Source organism: uncultured Parolsenella sp., from assembly GCF_934660935.1.
In the GTDB taxonomy this organism is placed as follows: domain Bacteria; phylum Actinomycetota; class Coriobacteriia; order Coriobacteriales; family Atopobiaceae; genus Parolsenella.
Map to the genome: position 1 here is coordinate 1 of NZ_CAKUIH010000018.1, position 14666 is coordinate 14666.

Here is a 14666-nt window from a genome sequence, read left to right on the forward strand (position 1 = left end):
GGCCCGTTCGTCTAGCGGTTCAGGACGCCGCCCTCTCAAGGCGGAGATCACCAGTTCGAATCTGGTACGGGCTACCATGTTTTACCCGGGGCACTCAGGCCCCTTCACATATGGCCCGTTCGTCTAGCGGTTCAGGACGCCGCCCTCTCAAGGCGGAGATCACCAGTTCGAATCTGGTACGGGCTACCAAACATCAGTCCTCCGAACTGCGTTCTACCTGCGGTTTCGGAGGACTTTTCGTCATCTTTCAAGTCCCTCAGAGCCCAAGGTATTTCTACCGTGAGCGTCCCGTCGCCCGATATCTCGCATCTGCCCACAGTTCGTCTCAGCTCTTGTTTGGTTAATTTATTTGGGCTCAGCTCATCCCGTGGCGGGCCGCTTCTTTAATACTCTTCATACGAATTTGCGGTTGATTTATCTGGGAGTTGATTTCGTCTGGCGAGCTCGTCGGTGAGTCCTGACATCCCGGTTTCGTTGAACACATGCATCAGGGCGTTTCTGTCGCCTGCTTTTCTGAACAGGGGCACGAGTCTGCTCAGCAACTCGTTGAACTCCTTCTTAGTAAGGAACCTTTCGAGCATCCACAGCATGTCCGTGTAGCCTATGTTCTTTCGCCCTCCGACTCGAGCGCAGTAGATTCGCTCGTCATGGGCGCATATGTTTCTGAACTTCACCAGGGCTTCGAGGCATACGCGCGCTTTGCCTGGGCCAAAGTATCCTAGGGCCTTGTCTCCGAGCCTTCCGGTCGACGTTGCCACCATCTTGCAGAATGCGGACTGTTCGTCTGGCTTCATCAGGTTGAAGAAATGCTCCAGGTTTCCGAACGTAAGATCATTTGCGAGCACCCAGAGCGGGACGCCGCCGTGCTCCTCTCTGTAGTGGGTCACAAACTCGGTACGGCTGCTGTTGGCTCTGCCTCGCAGGATTCCGGTGAGCCCGGCTAACTCGCTTGCGTAGCTGCTTGGGTCCTCCTCTCGTGCTGCGTACTCGTCGTATGAGCAATAGTTGGCTTGGAGCAGGTACGCGTCCGGCGACCTATGGGCCTTCGAGAAGCAGTATGAGATAGCGGTTCTGGTTGTTGCCTCCGCGCGTATCAGGTAGTGAAACGTGAGCTCGCGGAGGTCTCTGTCAAAGGCGAATAGCGCGTACAGTTGCTCGAACGTTGCGCCGTCGACATAACGGTCATCGCCGGCCTCCTTGCTGGCCTTCGCATCGATGAATGGAGCTTTGTACCCGTTAACGACTGAGTAATAGCCCTCACGCATGAGGATTTCAGGGGTTTCCTCGGATGTTCTCATGCCGCGCTTCTCAAGGCGTTCGACTTGCTGCTCGATGGTGAGAAACGGTCTGTCCATCTTCCCTCCTTAAAGCAAAGGGCGGCCACCTCACTGGAGGCAGCCGCCCTGGCGGACGCGGGTCCCGTAGGATCACCACGCCAATACCGCTGTCATTACTATAACCAAAGCAGGCAAACCAAGCATCGAAAGTCCACAAGATTCTGTTTGTATTCCCAAATCCGTCCGCAAGAATCGGCTGATTTTTGCGGTTTGCCGCCAATAAAAGGCATAGTTGATCACTTCAGTGGCTTCGCGAAAAAGAGCGCTTGTCCGTTCTAGTCTGTTGGCATGTCGTCATACTTACCCTTCAGCACGTTGTCGAGCCATGAGGCCCACTCGTCGGGGTCATTCGGAGCAACGAGCGAGTCCTCGTCGTTAACCTTCGCATCGAGCGCCCAGTAGAGGGACCCGACCGCCGTCATGACGTAGAGCGATCCGATTTTGTCGTCTGCTGAGAGCGAGTCGAGCTGATCCGTGTACTCTGCGAACGCATCATAGGCATCATCGGGGTTAATCTTCCCCGCCTTGTAGTCCTTCCAGGTGGATTGTGCCTGCGTGCCGATCTTGTAGACCCACTCGTCCATATCCTCCGGAACGGATGAGCAACCTGCGAGGGGCGCCATCACTGCGAGCCCGGCGATTGCAAAGAGTCCTCTTCTTGTGATCATTGTGTTCTCCCGTCAATTTGGTCATCTTTGGGTTGTCACGGTTCATGTGACTGGGCACTCGTTACTCGATGATAATCATCTCGGCATGAACCGGGGGTATATTGACGTTTCACCACTCCGAAGTGGCGAGTGCGCTCATCGTGACGAGCTTTCACGCACTCGCGGCAGGGCTCGAGAAGCTATGCCCATCATGAGATCGCATATAACTGGGCACGCGACGAATGAGCCTGCGCCTGGGGACTCCACTTCTAGGCGTCCTTTCGCGCTATTTCATTGAACGACTCTAAATAGTCTTGCCCGCTCTTTGTCGCAAGGGCTGTGAACCTCGCTGCTCCAATAAGGGGTTAATTAATGTCTGAGTCTCACGAGATGCTGTATCTGACCTTCAGAACGTGGCCGTTGCCACGCGTCAGGGTCGCAGCAGGCCAAGTATTGTGGCGAGCGAGGATTGGCCGCCTCGCGAGGCGATGGGAGTGTCTGTGGGCAACTTGGAGGATCGGCGCAGCAACAGCTGCGATGTAGGGGAGGGTTATCTCTACGGCGGTGGGACGCTGGGCCTCGAAGGTTTGGAACTTGTGGAGGTTGGGGCGGAAGACCGCGCCTCCATGCTCGATTCGTTCGACACCGTAGTGATTAGATCTCGCTGTTTTCTAGCCTTGACGTTCTCTCCAACCATCGTGATTCGAAGGCACGGTGGCATGGCGGAGGTTATCGTCCAGAGTTGGGGCCTCAAGACGAACGAGAGGAAGGTGCTCGAGGGCGGCGAAGCGTCTGCGCTCGTCTCTGCCGTGCTCGCAACCCATGCTGATACGTGGACGGAACCATTCGAGCCCGATTGCTGCGTGCTGGACGGGTACTCGTGGGAGATGAACGTGCGCTCCGGAGCTAAGCGCTTTAACTGTAGCGGTGCGAATGCGGCACCTGCGGAGCTCGTTGGGCTCCTTTACGGCATCTCTGATCTTGGCCTACCTCTTGCCTGGAATGGCAGCGAGATTCTGCTTTCCGGCGGGAGAGAACCTGGCGAAGAGGTGTGAGCGTTTCGGGCCGCTCTGGCGTTTGCGCGGAGCCGCGTGGCGTTTCTCATCTCCGTTATCCTCCTATGGTTATGTACCTTTGTGTAACTAATAACCTCGCAGCTCTCGACCCGCTATAATTACGTGAAGCCTATGCAGATAGCGTGACCATGGGCGGCACGACGTCCAAGGAACGAAAGGGAATAAGAATGGCAATCACACCCGCAGAAATCGACCAGCTCACCTTCTCTCCCTCCAAGCACGGCTATGACACCGACGAGGTTGACAACTTCCTCGAGCGCCTTTCCGGCGAGGTTGACGCGATGCTCCAGAAGATCGCTGACCTCAAGGGTCGTCTGAACGCCTCTGAGCAGCAGCTTGCCGCCGCCCAGGCCCAGGTTGCCCAGCTCCAGAACCAGCAGACCGCCGCTCCCGTCGCCGAGGCCCCGGTTGCCGCTCCCGTCGCCACCACCGCCTCCGAGAGCCAGATCTCCAAGGTCCTCATCGTCGCCCAGCAGTCCGCTGACCGCATGGTCGCTGAGGCCCGTGACAACGCTGAGAAGATTCGCAACGACGCTGACCAGAAGGCCCGCGAGGTCATCCGTCAGGCCCTCGCCGAGAAGCAGAGCGAGCTCGACGAGATGGATCGCCTGAAGGCCTCCCGCGAGGAGTTCCGCGACCAGTACAAGGCCCTCCTCCAGCACTTCATGGATGACGCTGACAACGCGTTCTCCAACCAGTTCACCACGTCCGCCCCGACCGGCTCCGCTGCCATCGCCGCTCCGGCTGCCCCGGCCGCGCCTGTCGCTGATGCGGATGCCACGCAGCTTGCCCAGCCGGCCCAGCTGCCCATGTCCGGCGTTGACGTCGACGACCTGGACTAGTCTTAGGCCGTAAGCAGTGTTTGGGCGGGTCCCGTTTGGGGCCCGCCTTTTTCGTATGTGCGAGAGGGGAGAAGGGATGCTACTCAAGGAGTTCTGCGCGGAGAACATGGAGCGCGTGCCTGCCGCTATCGAGGCGGGGGCGAAGCGAATCGAGCTCTGTGACAATCTCGCGTGCGGGGGCACGTCGCCCTCCGTGGGCGTCGTCCGCGCGGCTGCGCGCCTTTGTCGCGAACACGACGTCACCCTTATGGCGATGGTTCGCCCGCGTGGGGGAGGCTTCGCCTATAGCGCCGACGAGCTCCAGATGATGGACGACGACATCGCCTCGCACGCGCGCTCTGGCGTTGACGGCGTCGTCTTTGGCTGCGCGCGTGACGGCCATCTCGACATCCCCGCGACCGAGCATTTGCTTTCGACGGTCCGCGCGTGTGCGGAGAAGTCCCTGCAGGTCACCTTCCACATGGCGTTTGACGAGATTCTTCCGGAGGAGCAGCTCGACGCCATCGACTGGCTCGCGGAGCACGGCGTTACGCGGATCCTCACGCACGGCGGCCCCACTGGCACGCCAATCGAGGAGAACCTCCCGCGCCTGCGTGCCTACGTTGAGCGTGCCGCCGGCCGCATCGGCATCCTTCCCGGCGGCGGCGTCACTTGGCAGAACTGCGAGGAGCTCGCCCGTGCCCTCGGCGTCTCCGGGGTGCATGGCACGAAGATCGTCGAGCTCTAGGGGCGGGCCTTCCCGTAGCGACCCTTGCCACGCACTTCGGCCGTCGTGCGGACAGGCGCTCACTTGAATCGTCGCGTAGACCAAATAGACCACGCAAAAATGAGGCGCTCCTCCGGATGATCCGGGGGAGCGCCTTAGTCTTCAGTACGAGGTGGACCTATGAGCCGGGTTCTGTCTAGGACGACCATTTATCTACGACCAACGTTGCCGTTGGCCTCTAGCGCGCAACCCGAGCGCGGTGCGGGCAACACCATGGCGCTCCTATTTGCGTTTGCTCCGGATGGGGCTTGCCAAGCCGCCGTGTTGCCACGACGCTGGTGGTCTCTTACACCACCGTTTCAGCTTTTCCCTTAACGGGCGAACCCGCCAGTGGGAGTCTTCTTTTCTGCGGCGCTTTCCGTCGGGTTACCCCGCCTGGCCGTTAGCCAGCATCCTGCCCTGTGGAGCCCGGACTTTCCTCATGACCTGCGATTGCTCGCAGGTCCCGCGGTCGTCTAGCCCACCTCGCGGAAGCGATTGTAGCACGTGCAGGCTTCCGGATTGCGAAGGCCTCCGGAAACACAAAGCTGGTATAGTGGCGGGCAAATTAACTCGCGCGTGGGGGCGCACGAGGCATAGCGAAGCCTTTCCAGTGCCCAATTTGCGCATACAGGAGGTTTGCCATGTCGATGAACTTCAAGCGTCGCCTGCCCATCCCACAGGAGATTCGCGAGGGTATGCCCCTCTCCGCTGAGCTCGCTGCCAAGAAGGTCGCCTTTGACGAAAAGGTCGCCCGCGTCATCACCGGCGAGGACCCGCGCAAGCTCCTCGTCATCGGTCCGTGCTCCGCGGATCGCGAGGATTCCGTGCTCGAGTACGTGACGCGCCTGGCAAAACTCGCGGAGGACGTCGAGGATCGTCTCGTCATCGTCCCCCGCGTCTACACCGCAAAGCCCCGCACCAAGGGCACCGGCTACAAGGGCCTTCTCCACAGCCCCGACCCGGACGCCAAGGCTGATGTCCTCGAGGGCGTGAAGGCCATCCGCCACATGCACCTCGCGGTGGCGGAGGAGACCGGCTTCTTCACGGCTGACGAGATGCTCTACCCCTCCAACTACCAGTACCTCTTCGACCTGCTCGCCTACGTCGCCGTGGGTGCCCGCTCCGTTGAGAACCAGGAGCACCGCCTCGTCGCCTCCGGCGTCTCCGTGCCCGTTGGCATGAAGAACCCCACTGCCGGCTCGACCACGGTCATGCTCAACTCCATCTACGCAGCCCAGGCTCCGCAGGAGTTCATCTATCGCAACTGGGAGGTCACCACGCGGGGCAACCCGCTCGCCCATGCGGTTCTCCGCGGCTACATCGGCCTCGATGGTCGTAACTACCCCAACTACCACTACGAGCACCTCGAGCGCCTTGCCGAGCGCTACACGAGGGAGAACTACGACAACCCGGCCGTCATCGTCGACTGCAACCATGACAACTCTGGCAAGCGCCCGTTCGAGCAGTTCCGCATCTGCAAGGAGGTGCTCGACTCCTGCCGTCGCAGCGAGTCGATTCGCAACATCGTGCGTGGCTTCATGGTCGAGTCCTACCTCGAGGACGGCAACCAGCCCGTCGATGGCGGCGTCTACGGCAAGTCGATCACCGACCCGTGCATTGGCTGGGAGAAGACCGAGTACCTCGTGCGCGAGCTCGCTGAGAGGGCGTAACCGGGGATCGTTCGCCCCTAACTTATGCGCTTCTCTGGTGCCGATATGCAATTTGGTCTATCCGTCAGCGAAATGTCGGGGATAAGTAGTCAATTTATCGCTACCATGTTGTGAAACCCAATCACAACGCCTCGCAGGAGAGACATGGTCGAGCTAACCCATACCATTAAGGACCCGATGGGTCTTCACTCTCGCTCCGTGATGCTCATTGCCGGCGAGGCCGCGCGGTGGGAGAGTACCTACACCGTAAGCCACTCGGACCGCTCCGCTGACGGCGAGGACGTGATCGGCCTCATGGGCCTGGGAGCCCACCTCGGTGACACCATCACCGTTAAGATCGATGGGTCGGACGAGGCGGATGCCTCTGAGTTCATGGCGCATCTCCTCCGGAGGCTCTAGTGGCGAAGGCCAAATCCAAGACAAGGTCTGCTGATGCGACGTCGGGCGCCAATGCGGCCGGCGTCGCATCGTATATGACGCCGGCGGTGGACGAGGTCTCGACGGCGGAGTTCGTTGACCGCAAGAGTCGCTTCATCGCGCACTTAACGCATGTCGAGAGCGAGGATGAGGCAAGCGCCTTCATCGAGAGCATTCGCCGCCAGCACTACGACGCTCGCCATAACGTTCCCGCCTGGATCCTGGCGGATGGCACGGAGCGCCAGAGCGATGACGGGGAGCCCCAGCGCACGAGCGGCATGCCTACGCTCGAGGTCCTTCGCGGGGCGGGCCTCAGGGATTGCTGCTGCGTGGTGACGCGCTACTTCGGCGGCACGCTCCTGGGCCCCGGCGGGCTTGTCCGTGCGTACATGACGGCGACCCAGCGCGCGGTCGAGGTAGCGCGCGAGGCCGGGCTTCTCGTGGAGAAGACGCTCGTGACCGTCGTTGAGCTGACGATTCCCTATGCCGTGCACGACCGCGTGCGTGACCTCGCGGAGCGCTCCGGCGCGCATGACCGTGGGTCTGAGTACGGGGCGGATGTGACCCTCACGCTGGCGTTTCGCGCGGGTGAGGAAGTGGCGTTCGTGGATGCCATGCGCGAGATGGCCGCGGGCCAGGACCTCTGCCGCGTGAGCGAGCCGAGCTTCTCCGTGTTCTAGGGCGCGGCATGAGCACGGGCGCGTGCGCGGGTGCCAGGCGTCGGTTGCCGGGCGTGTATTGCCGTCCCGCTAGGCCTTGCCGCCCTGCGAGAGCGTGGCGATTTGGTTCTCGAGCGCGTCGACGTCGCCAGTGAAGTGGTGCGTCCACATGCCGGCGGCCCCAGCGCCCCTGCAGTTGTCGAGGCTGTCGTCGACGAAGAGGCACTCCTCGGGCGCGAGGTTGTAGCGGTCGCATAGGACGCGGAAGATCGCGGGGTCGGGCTTCATGAGGCGTTCCTCCGCGGAGACGACTACGCCGTCGATGATCGGGCGCGCGGGCGCGTGATCGAGTTGCTCGAAGATCCTGTCCGAGGCGTTGGAGAGCACGTAGACGCCAAAGCCCGCGGCGTGCAGGCGGCGCGCGAGGTCGTTCGTCTCCTCGAGGGGGCGCGAGAGCTCCGGCCAGTGGTCGAAGCAGCTATAGAGGTTGGGGAGGAGCCGCTCCGGGATGTGGGCCTCCGCCACGCGCAGCATCGTGGCGTGGTCGATGGTGCCCGAGTCGAGCAGTGCCCACTCCGTGCGGCCGAAAAGCGCAGCGTAGAGAAGGTCCGCGTCCTTTTCGTCCTCCGTGAAGGCGCGTGCGAACTCATGGCCGTCGAAGGTCATGAGGACGTTTCCCATGTCGAAGATGACGTTCCTGAGCAATGCCATGCGGATCCCCGTTCTCAAGGAGCTGTGACTGCAATTGTGCGTCATGCGCCTCGTTTGGGCCTCGCACGGCACCCGCCTTCGCGCACGATTTCAGCGATGCTCCACGTTCCGCCCGCCGAACTTGTCGGTTTTTTGTAAGGCACACGTAAGCGAATCCTCCATCTTTGGTGCACAATAGCGTGTATGTCTGTCTAGAAGGGGGATAGCTTGGACGTCTCGTTCGCGCACTTCATGGGGCAGGTTCTCACGAGCCCGCCCCTTGCGCTCACTACGCTTCTCACGCTCGGCGTCATCTTTGTCAACGGCTGGACTGACGCCCCCAACGCGATCGCCACATGCGTCACCACGCGCTGCATGCGCGTGAAGCCCGCCATCATCATGAGCGCACTGCTCAACTTCCTCGGCGTCCTCGTGATGACGAAGATCAACGCAAGCGTCGCCTCGACCATCTCCAACATGGTCGACTTCGGCGGCAACACGGAAGCCGCGCTCATCGCGTTGTGCGCCGCGCTTTTTTCGATCGTCGTGTACAGCGTGGGCGCCTCGGTGTTCGGCATCCCCACGTCCGAGAGCCACAGCCTCATCGCTGGCCTCACCGGTGCCGCCATCGCCATCCAGGGTGGCCTCGACGGCGTGAACGGCGAGGAGTGGATCAAAGTCATCTACGGCCTCGTCATGAGCCTGCTCTTCGGGTTTGCGATCGGTTGGCTCGTCTGCAAGCTCGTGACCATCGTCTTTGCTGAGGCAGACCGCCGCAAGACTGACGGCTTCTTCCGCTACGCCCAGATCTTCGGCGCTGCCGCCATGAGCTTCATGCACGGCGCCCAGGACGGCCAGAAGTTCATCGGCGTGCTCTTCCTCGGCGTGGCGTTCTGCAGCGGTCAGTCGAGCGTCGAGGGCGTCGTCATCCCCGTGTGGCTCATGATGCTCTGCTCGATCACGATGGGCATCGGCACGAGCGTCGGCGGCGAGCCCATCATCAAGAGCGTGGGCATGGACATGGTCAAGCTCGAGAAGTACCAGGGCTTTGCCGCGGACCTCGCGAGTTCGCTCTGCCTCCTCATCATGACCGAGCTCGGCATTCCCGTCTCCACCACCCACACCAAGACGAGCGCGATCATGGGCGTCGGCGCCGTGAAGCGCCTCTCCGCCATTAACTTTGGCGTCGTGAAGGACATGATGCTGACCTGGGTCTTCACGTTCCCGGGCTGTGGCCTCATCAGCTTCGCCATGGCCAAGCTGTTCATGTTCTTGTTCTAGGCGGCAACCGTCGCGGCGGCAGACCGTTGCCGCCCGTTGTCCCCTGCCAGCGGGCCTGCCGCTACTCCGCGGGCACCGCGGCTCGCACGTCAGGTACCGTTTCCGGCGTTGTCGCCGGTAGCTCACCCCAACGTCCCCAATCGAGAGGAACCGACATGGCTCGTAAGAGCGACTCCTTCTACTTCGACAACTACAACTCCTGCGCTGACAACATCTGCAAGGCCGCGCACCTGCTTGAGGGCATCATGCGCGACTACAATCCCGCGGAGCTCGAGAAGCACATGGACGAGATGCACGAGATCGAGCAGTCCTCCGATGACCTCCGCCACGGCATGATGGACACCCTCCTCAGGGCCTTCATCACCCCGATCGAGCGTGAGGACCTCGCAAGGCTCAGCTCCAGCCTTGACGATGTCACGGACTTCATCGAGGGCGTCCTGCATCGCCTTTACTACGACAACATCCAGGAGCTCACGCCTGGCGCGCTCGAGATGGTGACGATGCTCGTGAAGGCGGCCGAGGAAGTTCGAAACATGATCGCCGAGCTTCCCAACTTCAAGAAGCCGGAGTCCCTCCACGAGCACGTCGTCTCGATCAACACCCTCGAGTCCGTGGGCGACGAGATCTTCCTCCGCATCATGCGCGAGCTCCACATGACCGAGACGGACCCCCTCCGCGTCCTCGGCATGCGAGAGATCTACTCCGTCCTCGAGAGCTGCCTCGACGCGTGCGAGCGCGTCGCTGACGGCGTCGAGGGCATCATCATGCAGAACAACTAGGTGCAGCCTTGATTCGCCTGTTCGCATCAGACCTTGACGGGACGCTGCTGGGCGCCACGCATTCCGTGACGCGCCCGGTGGCGGCCTCGATTCGTCGCGTGGTCGAGGCGGGCGCGCGCTTCGCCATCGCCACGGGGCGGACGTTTCGCTCTCCCGGCGACTTTGGCTTTGGGGATCTCCCGTGCGACGTCGTCTGCGCGAACGGCTCGATCGTCCTTTCGAGGGAGGGCGAGTTGCTGCGATTCGCCACGCTTGACCCGGCGTTTGTCGAGGAGGCGCTCTCGGCGTTTCCCGAGGCACCGTTTCTGTGCATCGGCAGGCGTCACAGCTACGTCTGCACGTCTCGCGAGGCCTATGACGCGGAGTACGTCGCTCATGGCCTTGTGACGCGCATCAAGGATTATGTCCGCCTGCGCGCCATGCACGCGCCCGGAATGCGCGCGGCGGACGAGATGCTCTACGATCAGACGGCCTCCACCATCCTCGAGAACGAGATCTGCAAAATCAACTGCCGCACGACTGACCCGGGCCTCATTCGCGAGCTCGACGCCTTCTTTGCGGAGCGTTCTGACAAGGTGGTCAACGCCCCCTTTAACCCGAGCATGTTCGAGGTGACGCGCGCGGGCGTTGACAAGGGCGAGGCGATCGCGTGGCTTGCGGCCAACTATTGCATCGGAGAGGACGAGGTCGCCGTCTACGGAGACGGCGGCAACGACATCGCCATGCTCGAGAGGTTCGCGCCCCACGGGCATGCGTACGCGCCCCATGGCGCCTGCGATGACGCGAAGCGCGCTGCGAGCGAGGTCATTGGTTCGAACGTCCTCTACGCCGTGCCGAGGCACATGGTGCGAACGGTCTGCGGCGACGCGAAGTGAGCCATGTCACATACGGGTACCTTGTGTAGAGATGTTGAGCGGTAAACAAGCTCTGCTATGATGCTCGGGACGGATCAGAAAGAGGGAGGCCGATGGCCGAGAAAAACACGGATGGCGAGCGTTTCCAGGAGTTCGTTCGCCTTATCTCCTCGACGGAGAAGGAGATTCAGCGCATCCGTGCGGTGGAGTGCGAGCGCCTGGGCCTTCGTGGTGCGGACCTCATGTGCCTTTACTATCTCGGCCGCTCCTCCACGGGCATGACGGCGGCAGAGCTTGCTCGCACAGCGGGTGTCACTCGCGCCGCCGTGTGCCGTACGATCGCGAGCCTCGGCGAGGCCAAGCTCGTCGAGGTCAAGGATGACCCAGAGTCGACCACACGCCGCTATCGCGCTGAGATTTGCCTCACGCAGGCTGGTCGTGAGCTCATGGGTCGCGTCGACCAGGCGATTTCGCGCGTCATGTCGAGGGTCGACTCGGCGCTTGACGGCCGCTCGCGCGTTCGGCTGTATGACTCCTTGGAATCCGTCCTTGAGTGTCTTCACGGCATCGGCCGTTAGCGCTCAGGCATCCATCGAAGCGTAGCGATGGGTCACGAGGCCTCTATTCTTGTGGGCCTTGCCTTCGCGCGCGTGTGAAAAGGAAGAGGATTCGCCATGGCCGTTCGCATCATCACGGACTCCGCGTCTGATATAACCCCGGAAGACATCGAGGCCGCCGGAAGCCCGGCGCTCGCGGTTCTGCCCCTGAGCATCACCTTTGGCTCGGACAGCTATGCCGACAGCGTCGACCTCACGCACAGGCGCTTCTACGAGCTCCTCGTCGAGTGCGATGACCTGCCGAAGACCGGCCAGGTGAACCCGTATGCCTTCGAGGGCGCCATCCGCGAGGCACGCGAGGCGGGGGAGGATGCCGTTGTTATCACGGTCTCCGGAAAGCTCTCCGGCACGTATGAGAGTGCCGTTTCCGCGGCGTCTGGCTTTGATAGCGGCGTCTACGTCGTTGACAGCCGCAACGTTTGCGTGGGCGAGCGCGTCCTCGTCGATTATGCCCTGCGCCTCGTGGGGGAGGGCCTTCCCGCGGCGGACATCGCTGTCGCCCTCGAGCAGGTGCGCGATGACATCTTCGTTGTGGGCCTGCTCGACACGCTTGAGTACCTTCGCCGCGGTGGTCGCGTGCCTGCTGCTGCCGCTGCCGTGGGCCAGCTGCTCTCCATCAAGCCGGTCATCTCCGTCGAGGGTGGCGAGGTCGTCGTGCTGGGTAAGGCGCGCGGCTCCAAGAACGGTCGCAACCTCCTGACCCAGCAGATCGAGAAGTCCGGTGGCATCGACTTCTCCATGCCGATCGCGCTTGGTTACGCCGGTCTCGACGACGGCCTGCTCAGGAAGTACATCGAGGACTCCCGTGGCATCTGGGAGGCCAGCGTGCACGCTGACGAGCTTCCCATCCACTCCGTGGGAGCGACGATTGGCACCCACGTCGGCCCCGGTGCGATCGCGCTGGCGTTCTTTAAGAAGAGCGCATAGGCTGGCGCTCTTGGTCCGATGGGCCCGCATTCCGGTGAGCCGCGCTGGCCGCCGGACCGCGGCGCCCAAGCGCTTGCCGCCGGACCGCGCCGCCGTCCAGGCGCTCGCCGCCACCCGCCAGAGAATGAATCGCGAGGGCGGTCATTTGCGAGGTTGCTCTGCGTTCGTTCGGGTACACTTCTCTACGCAACAATTTCGTAACAGAGAACCCTGCCACGCAACGTGCGCCGCCGAGGCTGCGCGGGCGCCGTGCGCAGGCCAGGAGGGCACGCATGGCAAAGAACAAGTACGACATCAGGACCCAAGACTATAAGACCCAGCGTACGATGGCAAAGACATTCGCCTACATGCTCATCGGTTGGGGTACCCTCTTGGTCATTACCGGCTGCCTCTACGTGTATGGCGCGATTACGACCCCAGGTTCAAATAGCTCCAATATGGCGGCCATCGCCGGCGCGTCCTTCGCCCTTATCGGCATCGTGCTCATTGTCCTTGGCGCGCGCAACATTGTCGCGACCAAGGCCAAGAACAAGGAGGGCGAGAAGTCCGAGACCAAGGCCTTCACTGCCGTTACCGGCGCCGTTCGCAAGCTGCACCTCCAGGGTGCCGCTGCAGACGTCTTCGATTCCGAGATGAATATCGTTGACGGGTCTGGCAACACCGTGTTCGAGATCAGCGGCAGGACAGGCGCCTTCGGGCCCAAGGCCGAGATTCGCGCGGCGGGCGGCTCCATCCTTGGCTCGGTTCGCGGCCAGGTCATCTCGACCAGCCACGTCTATGACATCAAGCTTTCTAACGGCCATTCTGTTCGCCTTGTTCGCGATTTGCTGAAGACTCCCCACACCATTGCGGTCGGTGAGACGGATTGGAAGATCAAGGGCGATGATCTCCTCAACTTTGACTTCAAGCTTCGCGACTCCAAGGGCACGCTCGCTCTGTCTGGCTGCCGCCGTGCCGATTCCCACAACATCGAGGTTAGCGATACTGCCCACGACGATTTGTGCGTCGCCATCGCCGTCGTGATGCTGCACATTAGCCAGCAGCATCACATCGAGGTGCTCGAAAGCGAGCGCGTCGCTAACGAGAATCCGATGGGCCCGTCGATTCTCGACGAGCTGATTGGCGGCAACAACAGGAGCTAAGCGTCTGTGGCTTGCACGTTCTGGGCCGGCGCGGTTCGGCTATTGCGAACGCCCGCTTCTGGGCCGGCGAGGTTCGGCTAGTACGAACGCTTGCGAGCGGTCGCTTCTGAACCGGCGTGGTTTGGCCATTGCGGCGACTTGGGAGGGTCCGGCATATGTCCGGGCCCTCCATTTTGTTCGAATCATGTCTCGCTGCCTTGTTTTTGCCGTTGGATTGACGCGGAGAAGTGCCTGAAAGTCCCCTAAATGCGAAAGTGAGCAGCCAAATGGTGCCCGTGCGAGTAGACGGTCGATTTGCGTTTGAAAACCCGCAGGTAGATCGATTGACGTTCTATGGGCTACTTTGGCAGGCTTGATTTGGCTGCTCACTTTCGGTATCCCTTCATTTCTCGGCGTATGCTTGAGCGCGTTGACGCGCGTTATTTGGGAGGGATGTGGCTCGAGGTTGTATCCCAGCTCGTATCCTTGAGCGAATTGCGCGCATTTATGGAAGGATCGATCATGCTTGATGCTCTTGCGGTGTTCGTTGGCGGAGGCGCTGGGTCTGTTGCGCGGTGGCTCATTTCGCTTGTGCCATTTGGGTCCACTGCGGATGCGGGGTTTCCCGTTGCCACCTTCATCACGAACGTGATTGGTGCCTTTTGCATCGGCGTTATCGTTGGCCTCGCCGTTCCCGCCTCGCTGCCTCCCAAGACGACGCTTCTGCTCAAGACCGGATTCTGCGGCGGGTTCACAACCTTCTCCACCTTCGCCCTTGAGGCGTCGGGGCTCTTCGAGCGCGGCAACTGGTTTGTCGGCGGGGGATACGTGCTGCTCAGCCTCATGCTTGGCGTCTTGGCCTGCTTTGCTGGTCAGCTCGTTGCCGGTGGACTGTGCCCGCGTGTTTAGGGGATATCGAGTCGGCGGCTTGGGTATACGTTTTCTGTATCGCGTGCTGCCGGGTCGCTATCGCGCGGACCTCGAGCTCCTCGGCTGATTGG

16 protein-coding genes, 2 tRNA genes and 1 other RNA gene are annotated in these 14666 nt (G+C 61.7%); 15 read left to right on the forward strand and 4 right to left on the reverse strand.

The genetic code is table 11. From position 1 onward, the window contains the following. Together Q0H23_RS07710 and Q0H23_RS07715 are read left to right on the forward strand one after the other, a co-directional pair. Positions 1 to 77, forward strand: a tRNA-Glu gene (locus tag Q0H23_RS07710). Between the two features lie 35 nt (positions 78 to 112). Then, positions 113 to 189, forward strand: a tRNA-Glu gene (locus Q0H23_RS07715). 194 nt (positions 190 to 383) lie between these two features. Here Q0H23_RS07715 and Q0H23_RS07720 read toward each other — a convergent pair. Further along, the gene (locus tag Q0H23_RS07720) at positions 384 to 1355 is read right to left on the reverse strand and encodes an Abi family protein (protein ID WP_293837203.1); all 972 of its coding nucleotides are present in this window, start codon (positions 1353 to 1355) and stop codon (positions 384 to 386) included. A 257-nt stretch (positions 1356 to 1612) separates the two neighbouring features. Next, complete coding sequence (locus Q0H23_RS07725; protein WP_293837205.1) at positions 1613 to 2005, reverse strand: hypothetical protein; 393 nt, start codon at positions 2003 to 2005, stop codon at positions 1613 to 1615. A 479-nt stretch (positions 2006 to 2484) separates the two neighbouring features. On the opposite strand from Q0H23_RS07725, the gene Q0H23_RS07730 reads away from it, so the two are divergent. The 3 genes from Q0H23_RS07730 (at position 2485) to Q0H23_RS07740 (ending at position 4629) form a co-directional block, all read left to right on the forward strand. Continuing rightward, positions 2485 to 3039 (forward strand): hypothetical protein, encoded by a 555-nt coding sequence (locus Q0H23_RS07730; RefSeq protein ID WP_293837207.1) that lies wholly within the window; start codon positions 2485 to 2487, stop codon positions 3037 to 3039. Between the two features lie 188 nt (positions 3040 to 3227). Continuing rightward, entirely contained in the window at positions 3228 to 3902 is a 675-nt protein-coding gene (locus tag Q0H23_RS07735; RefSeq protein WP_293837209.1) for a DivIVA domain-containing protein, read from the forward strand. 76 nt (positions 3903 to 3978) lie between these two features. Continuing rightward, positions 3979 to 4629 (forward strand): copper homeostasis protein CutC, encoded by a 651-nt coding sequence (locus Q0H23_RS07740; RefSeq protein WP_293837211.1) that lies wholly within the window; start codon positions 3979 to 3981, stop codon positions 4627 to 4629. Between the two features lie 144 nt (positions 4630 to 4773). On the opposite strand, the gene rnpB is transcribed toward Q0H23_RS07740, so the two are convergent. Then, an RNA gene (gene rnpB, locus Q0H23_RS07745) (RNase P RNA component class A) lies at positions 4774 to 5135 on the reverse strand. 156 nt (positions 5136 to 5291) lie between these two features. Between rnpB and Q0H23_RS07750 the strand changes: the two genes are divergently transcribed. From Q0H23_RS07750 to Q0H23_RS07760, 3 genes are all read left to right on the forward strand, one after another. Next, entirely contained in the window at positions 5292 to 6320 is a 1029-nt protein-coding gene (locus Q0H23_RS07750; protein ID WP_293837213.1) for a 3-deoxy-7-phosphoheptulonate synthase, read from the forward strand. A gap of 144 nt (positions 6321 to 6464) precedes the next feature. Beyond that, the gene (locus Q0H23_RS07755; RefSeq protein WP_293837215.1) at positions 6465 to 6719 is read left to right on the forward strand and encodes an HPr family phosphocarrier protein; all 255 of its coding nucleotides are present in this window, start codon (positions 6465 to 6467) and stop codon (positions 6717 to 6719) included. A 74-nt stretch (positions 6720 to 6793) separates the two neighbouring features. Next, the gene (locus tag Q0H23_RS07760; RefSeq protein ID WP_293837231.1) at positions 6794 to 7417 is read left to right on the forward strand and encodes a YigZ family protein; all 624 of its coding nucleotides are present in this window, start codon (positions 6794 to 6796) and stop codon (positions 7415 to 7417) included. Positions 7418 to 7486: 69 nt separating this feature from the next. Here the strand turns inward: Q0H23_RS07760 and Q0H23_RS07765 are convergent, their stop codons facing one another. Then, entirely contained in the window at positions 7487 to 8107 is a 621-nt protein-coding gene (locus Q0H23_RS07765; RefSeq protein WP_293837217.1) for an HAD family phosphatase, read from the reverse strand. A gap of 207 nt (positions 8108 to 8314) precedes the next feature. Here Q0H23_RS07765 and Q0H23_RS07770 point away from each other — a divergent pair, with 207 nt between their 5' ends. From Q0H23_RS07770 to crcB, 7 genes are all read left to right on the forward strand, one after another. After that, complete coding sequence (locus Q0H23_RS07770; protein ID WP_293814050.1) at positions 8315 to 9367, forward strand: inorganic phosphate transporter; 1053 nt, start codon at positions 8315 to 8317, stop codon at positions 9365 to 9367. A gap of 155 nt (positions 9368 to 9522) precedes the next feature. Then, positions 9523 to 10146 (forward strand): DUF47 family protein, encoded by a 624-nt coding sequence (locus tag Q0H23_RS07775; protein ID WP_293837219.1) that lies wholly within the window; start codon positions 9523 to 9525, stop codon positions 10144 to 10146. An 8-nt stretch (positions 10147 to 10154) separates the two neighbouring features. After that, complete coding sequence (locus tag Q0H23_RS07780; RefSeq protein ID WP_293837221.1) at positions 10155 to 11021, forward strand: HAD family hydrolase; 867 nt, start codon at positions 10155 to 10157, stop codon at positions 11019 to 11021. Between the two features lie 92 nt (positions 11022 to 11113). Beyond that, complete coding sequence (locus Q0H23_RS07785; RefSeq protein ID WP_293837223.1) at positions 11114 to 11578, forward strand: MarR family transcriptional regulator; 465 nt, start codon at positions 11114 to 11116, stop codon at positions 11576 to 11578. Positions 11579 to 11674: 96 nt separating this feature from the next. Next, positions 11675 to 12544, forward strand: a complete 870-nt coding sequence (locus Q0H23_RS07790) for a DegV family protein (protein ID WP_293837225.1) — start codon at positions 11675 to 11677, stop codon at positions 12542 to 12544. A gap of 272 nt (positions 12545 to 12816) precedes the next feature. Next, complete coding sequence (locus Q0H23_RS07795) at positions 12817 to 13686, forward strand: hypothetical protein (RefSeq protein ID WP_293837227.1); 870 nt, start codon at positions 12817 to 12819, stop codon at positions 13684 to 13686. 501 nt (positions 13687 to 14187) lie between these two features. Beyond that, positions 14188 to 14574, forward strand: coding sequence for a fluoride efflux transporter CrcB (crcB, locus tag Q0H23_RS07800; RefSeq protein ID WP_293837229.1), 387 nt, complete (start codon positions 14188 to 14190; stop codon positions 14572 to 14574). The last annotated feature ends 92 nt before the right edge of the window (positions 14575 to 14666 follow it).

What these genes read in the sequence shown, in the direction of transcription:
- Q0H23_RS07795 (WP_293837227.1), top strand. Translation starts at nt 12,817, where the DNA reads ATGGCAAAGAACAAGTACGACATCAGGACCCAAGACTATAAGACCCAG.
- Q0H23_RS07775 (WP_293837219.1), top strand. Translation starts at nt 9,523, where the DNA reads ATGGCTCGTAAGAGCGACTCCTTCTACTTCGACAACTACAACTCCTGC.
- Q0H23_RS07765 (WP_293837217.1), bottom strand. Translation starts at nt 8,107, where the DNA reads ATGGCATTGCTCAGGAACGTCATCTTCGACATGGGAAACGTCCTCATG.
- Q0H23_RS07760 (WP_293837231.1), top strand. Translation starts at nt 6,794, where the DNA reads ATGACGCCGGCGGTGGACGAGGTCTCGACGGCGGAGTTCGTTGACCGC.
- crcB (WP_293837229.1), top strand. Translation starts at nt 14,188, where the DNA reads ATGCTTGATGCTCTTGCGGTGTTCGTTGGCGGAGGCGCTGGGTCTGTT.
- Q0H23_RS07755 (WP_293837215.1), top strand. Translation starts at nt 6,465, where the DNA reads ATGGTCGAGCTAACCCATACCATTAAGGACCCGATGGGTCTTCACTCT.
- Q0H23_RS07720 (WP_293837203.1), bottom strand. Translation starts at nt 1,355, where the DNA reads ATGGACAGACCGTTTCTCACCATCGAGCAGCAAGTCGAACGCCTTGAG.
- Q0H23_RS07790 (WP_293837225.1), top strand. Translation starts at nt 11,675, where the DNA reads ATGGCCGTTCGCATCATCACGGACTCCGCGTCTGATATAACCCCGGAA.
- Q0H23_RS07725 (WP_293837205.1), bottom strand. Translation starts at nt 2,005, where the DNA reads ATGATCACAAGAAGAGGACTCTTTGCAATCGCCGGGCTCGCAGTGATG.
- Q0H23_RS07750 (WP_293837213.1), top strand. Translation starts at nt 5,292, where the DNA reads ATGTCGATGAACTTCAAGCGTCGCCTGCCCATCCCACAGGAGATTCGC.
- Q0H23_RS07735 (WP_293837209.1), top strand. Translation starts at nt 3,228, where the DNA reads ATGGCAATCACACCCGCAGAAATCGACCAGCTCACCTTCTCTCCCTCC.
- Q0H23_RS07740 (WP_293837211.1), top strand. Translation starts at nt 3,979, where the DNA reads ATGCTACTCAAGGAGTTCTGCGCGGAGAACATGGAGCGCGTGCCTGCC.
- Q0H23_RS07785 (WP_293837223.1), top strand. Translation starts at nt 11,114, where the DNA reads ATGGCCGAGAAAAACACGGATGGCGAGCGTTTCCAGGAGTTCGTTCGC.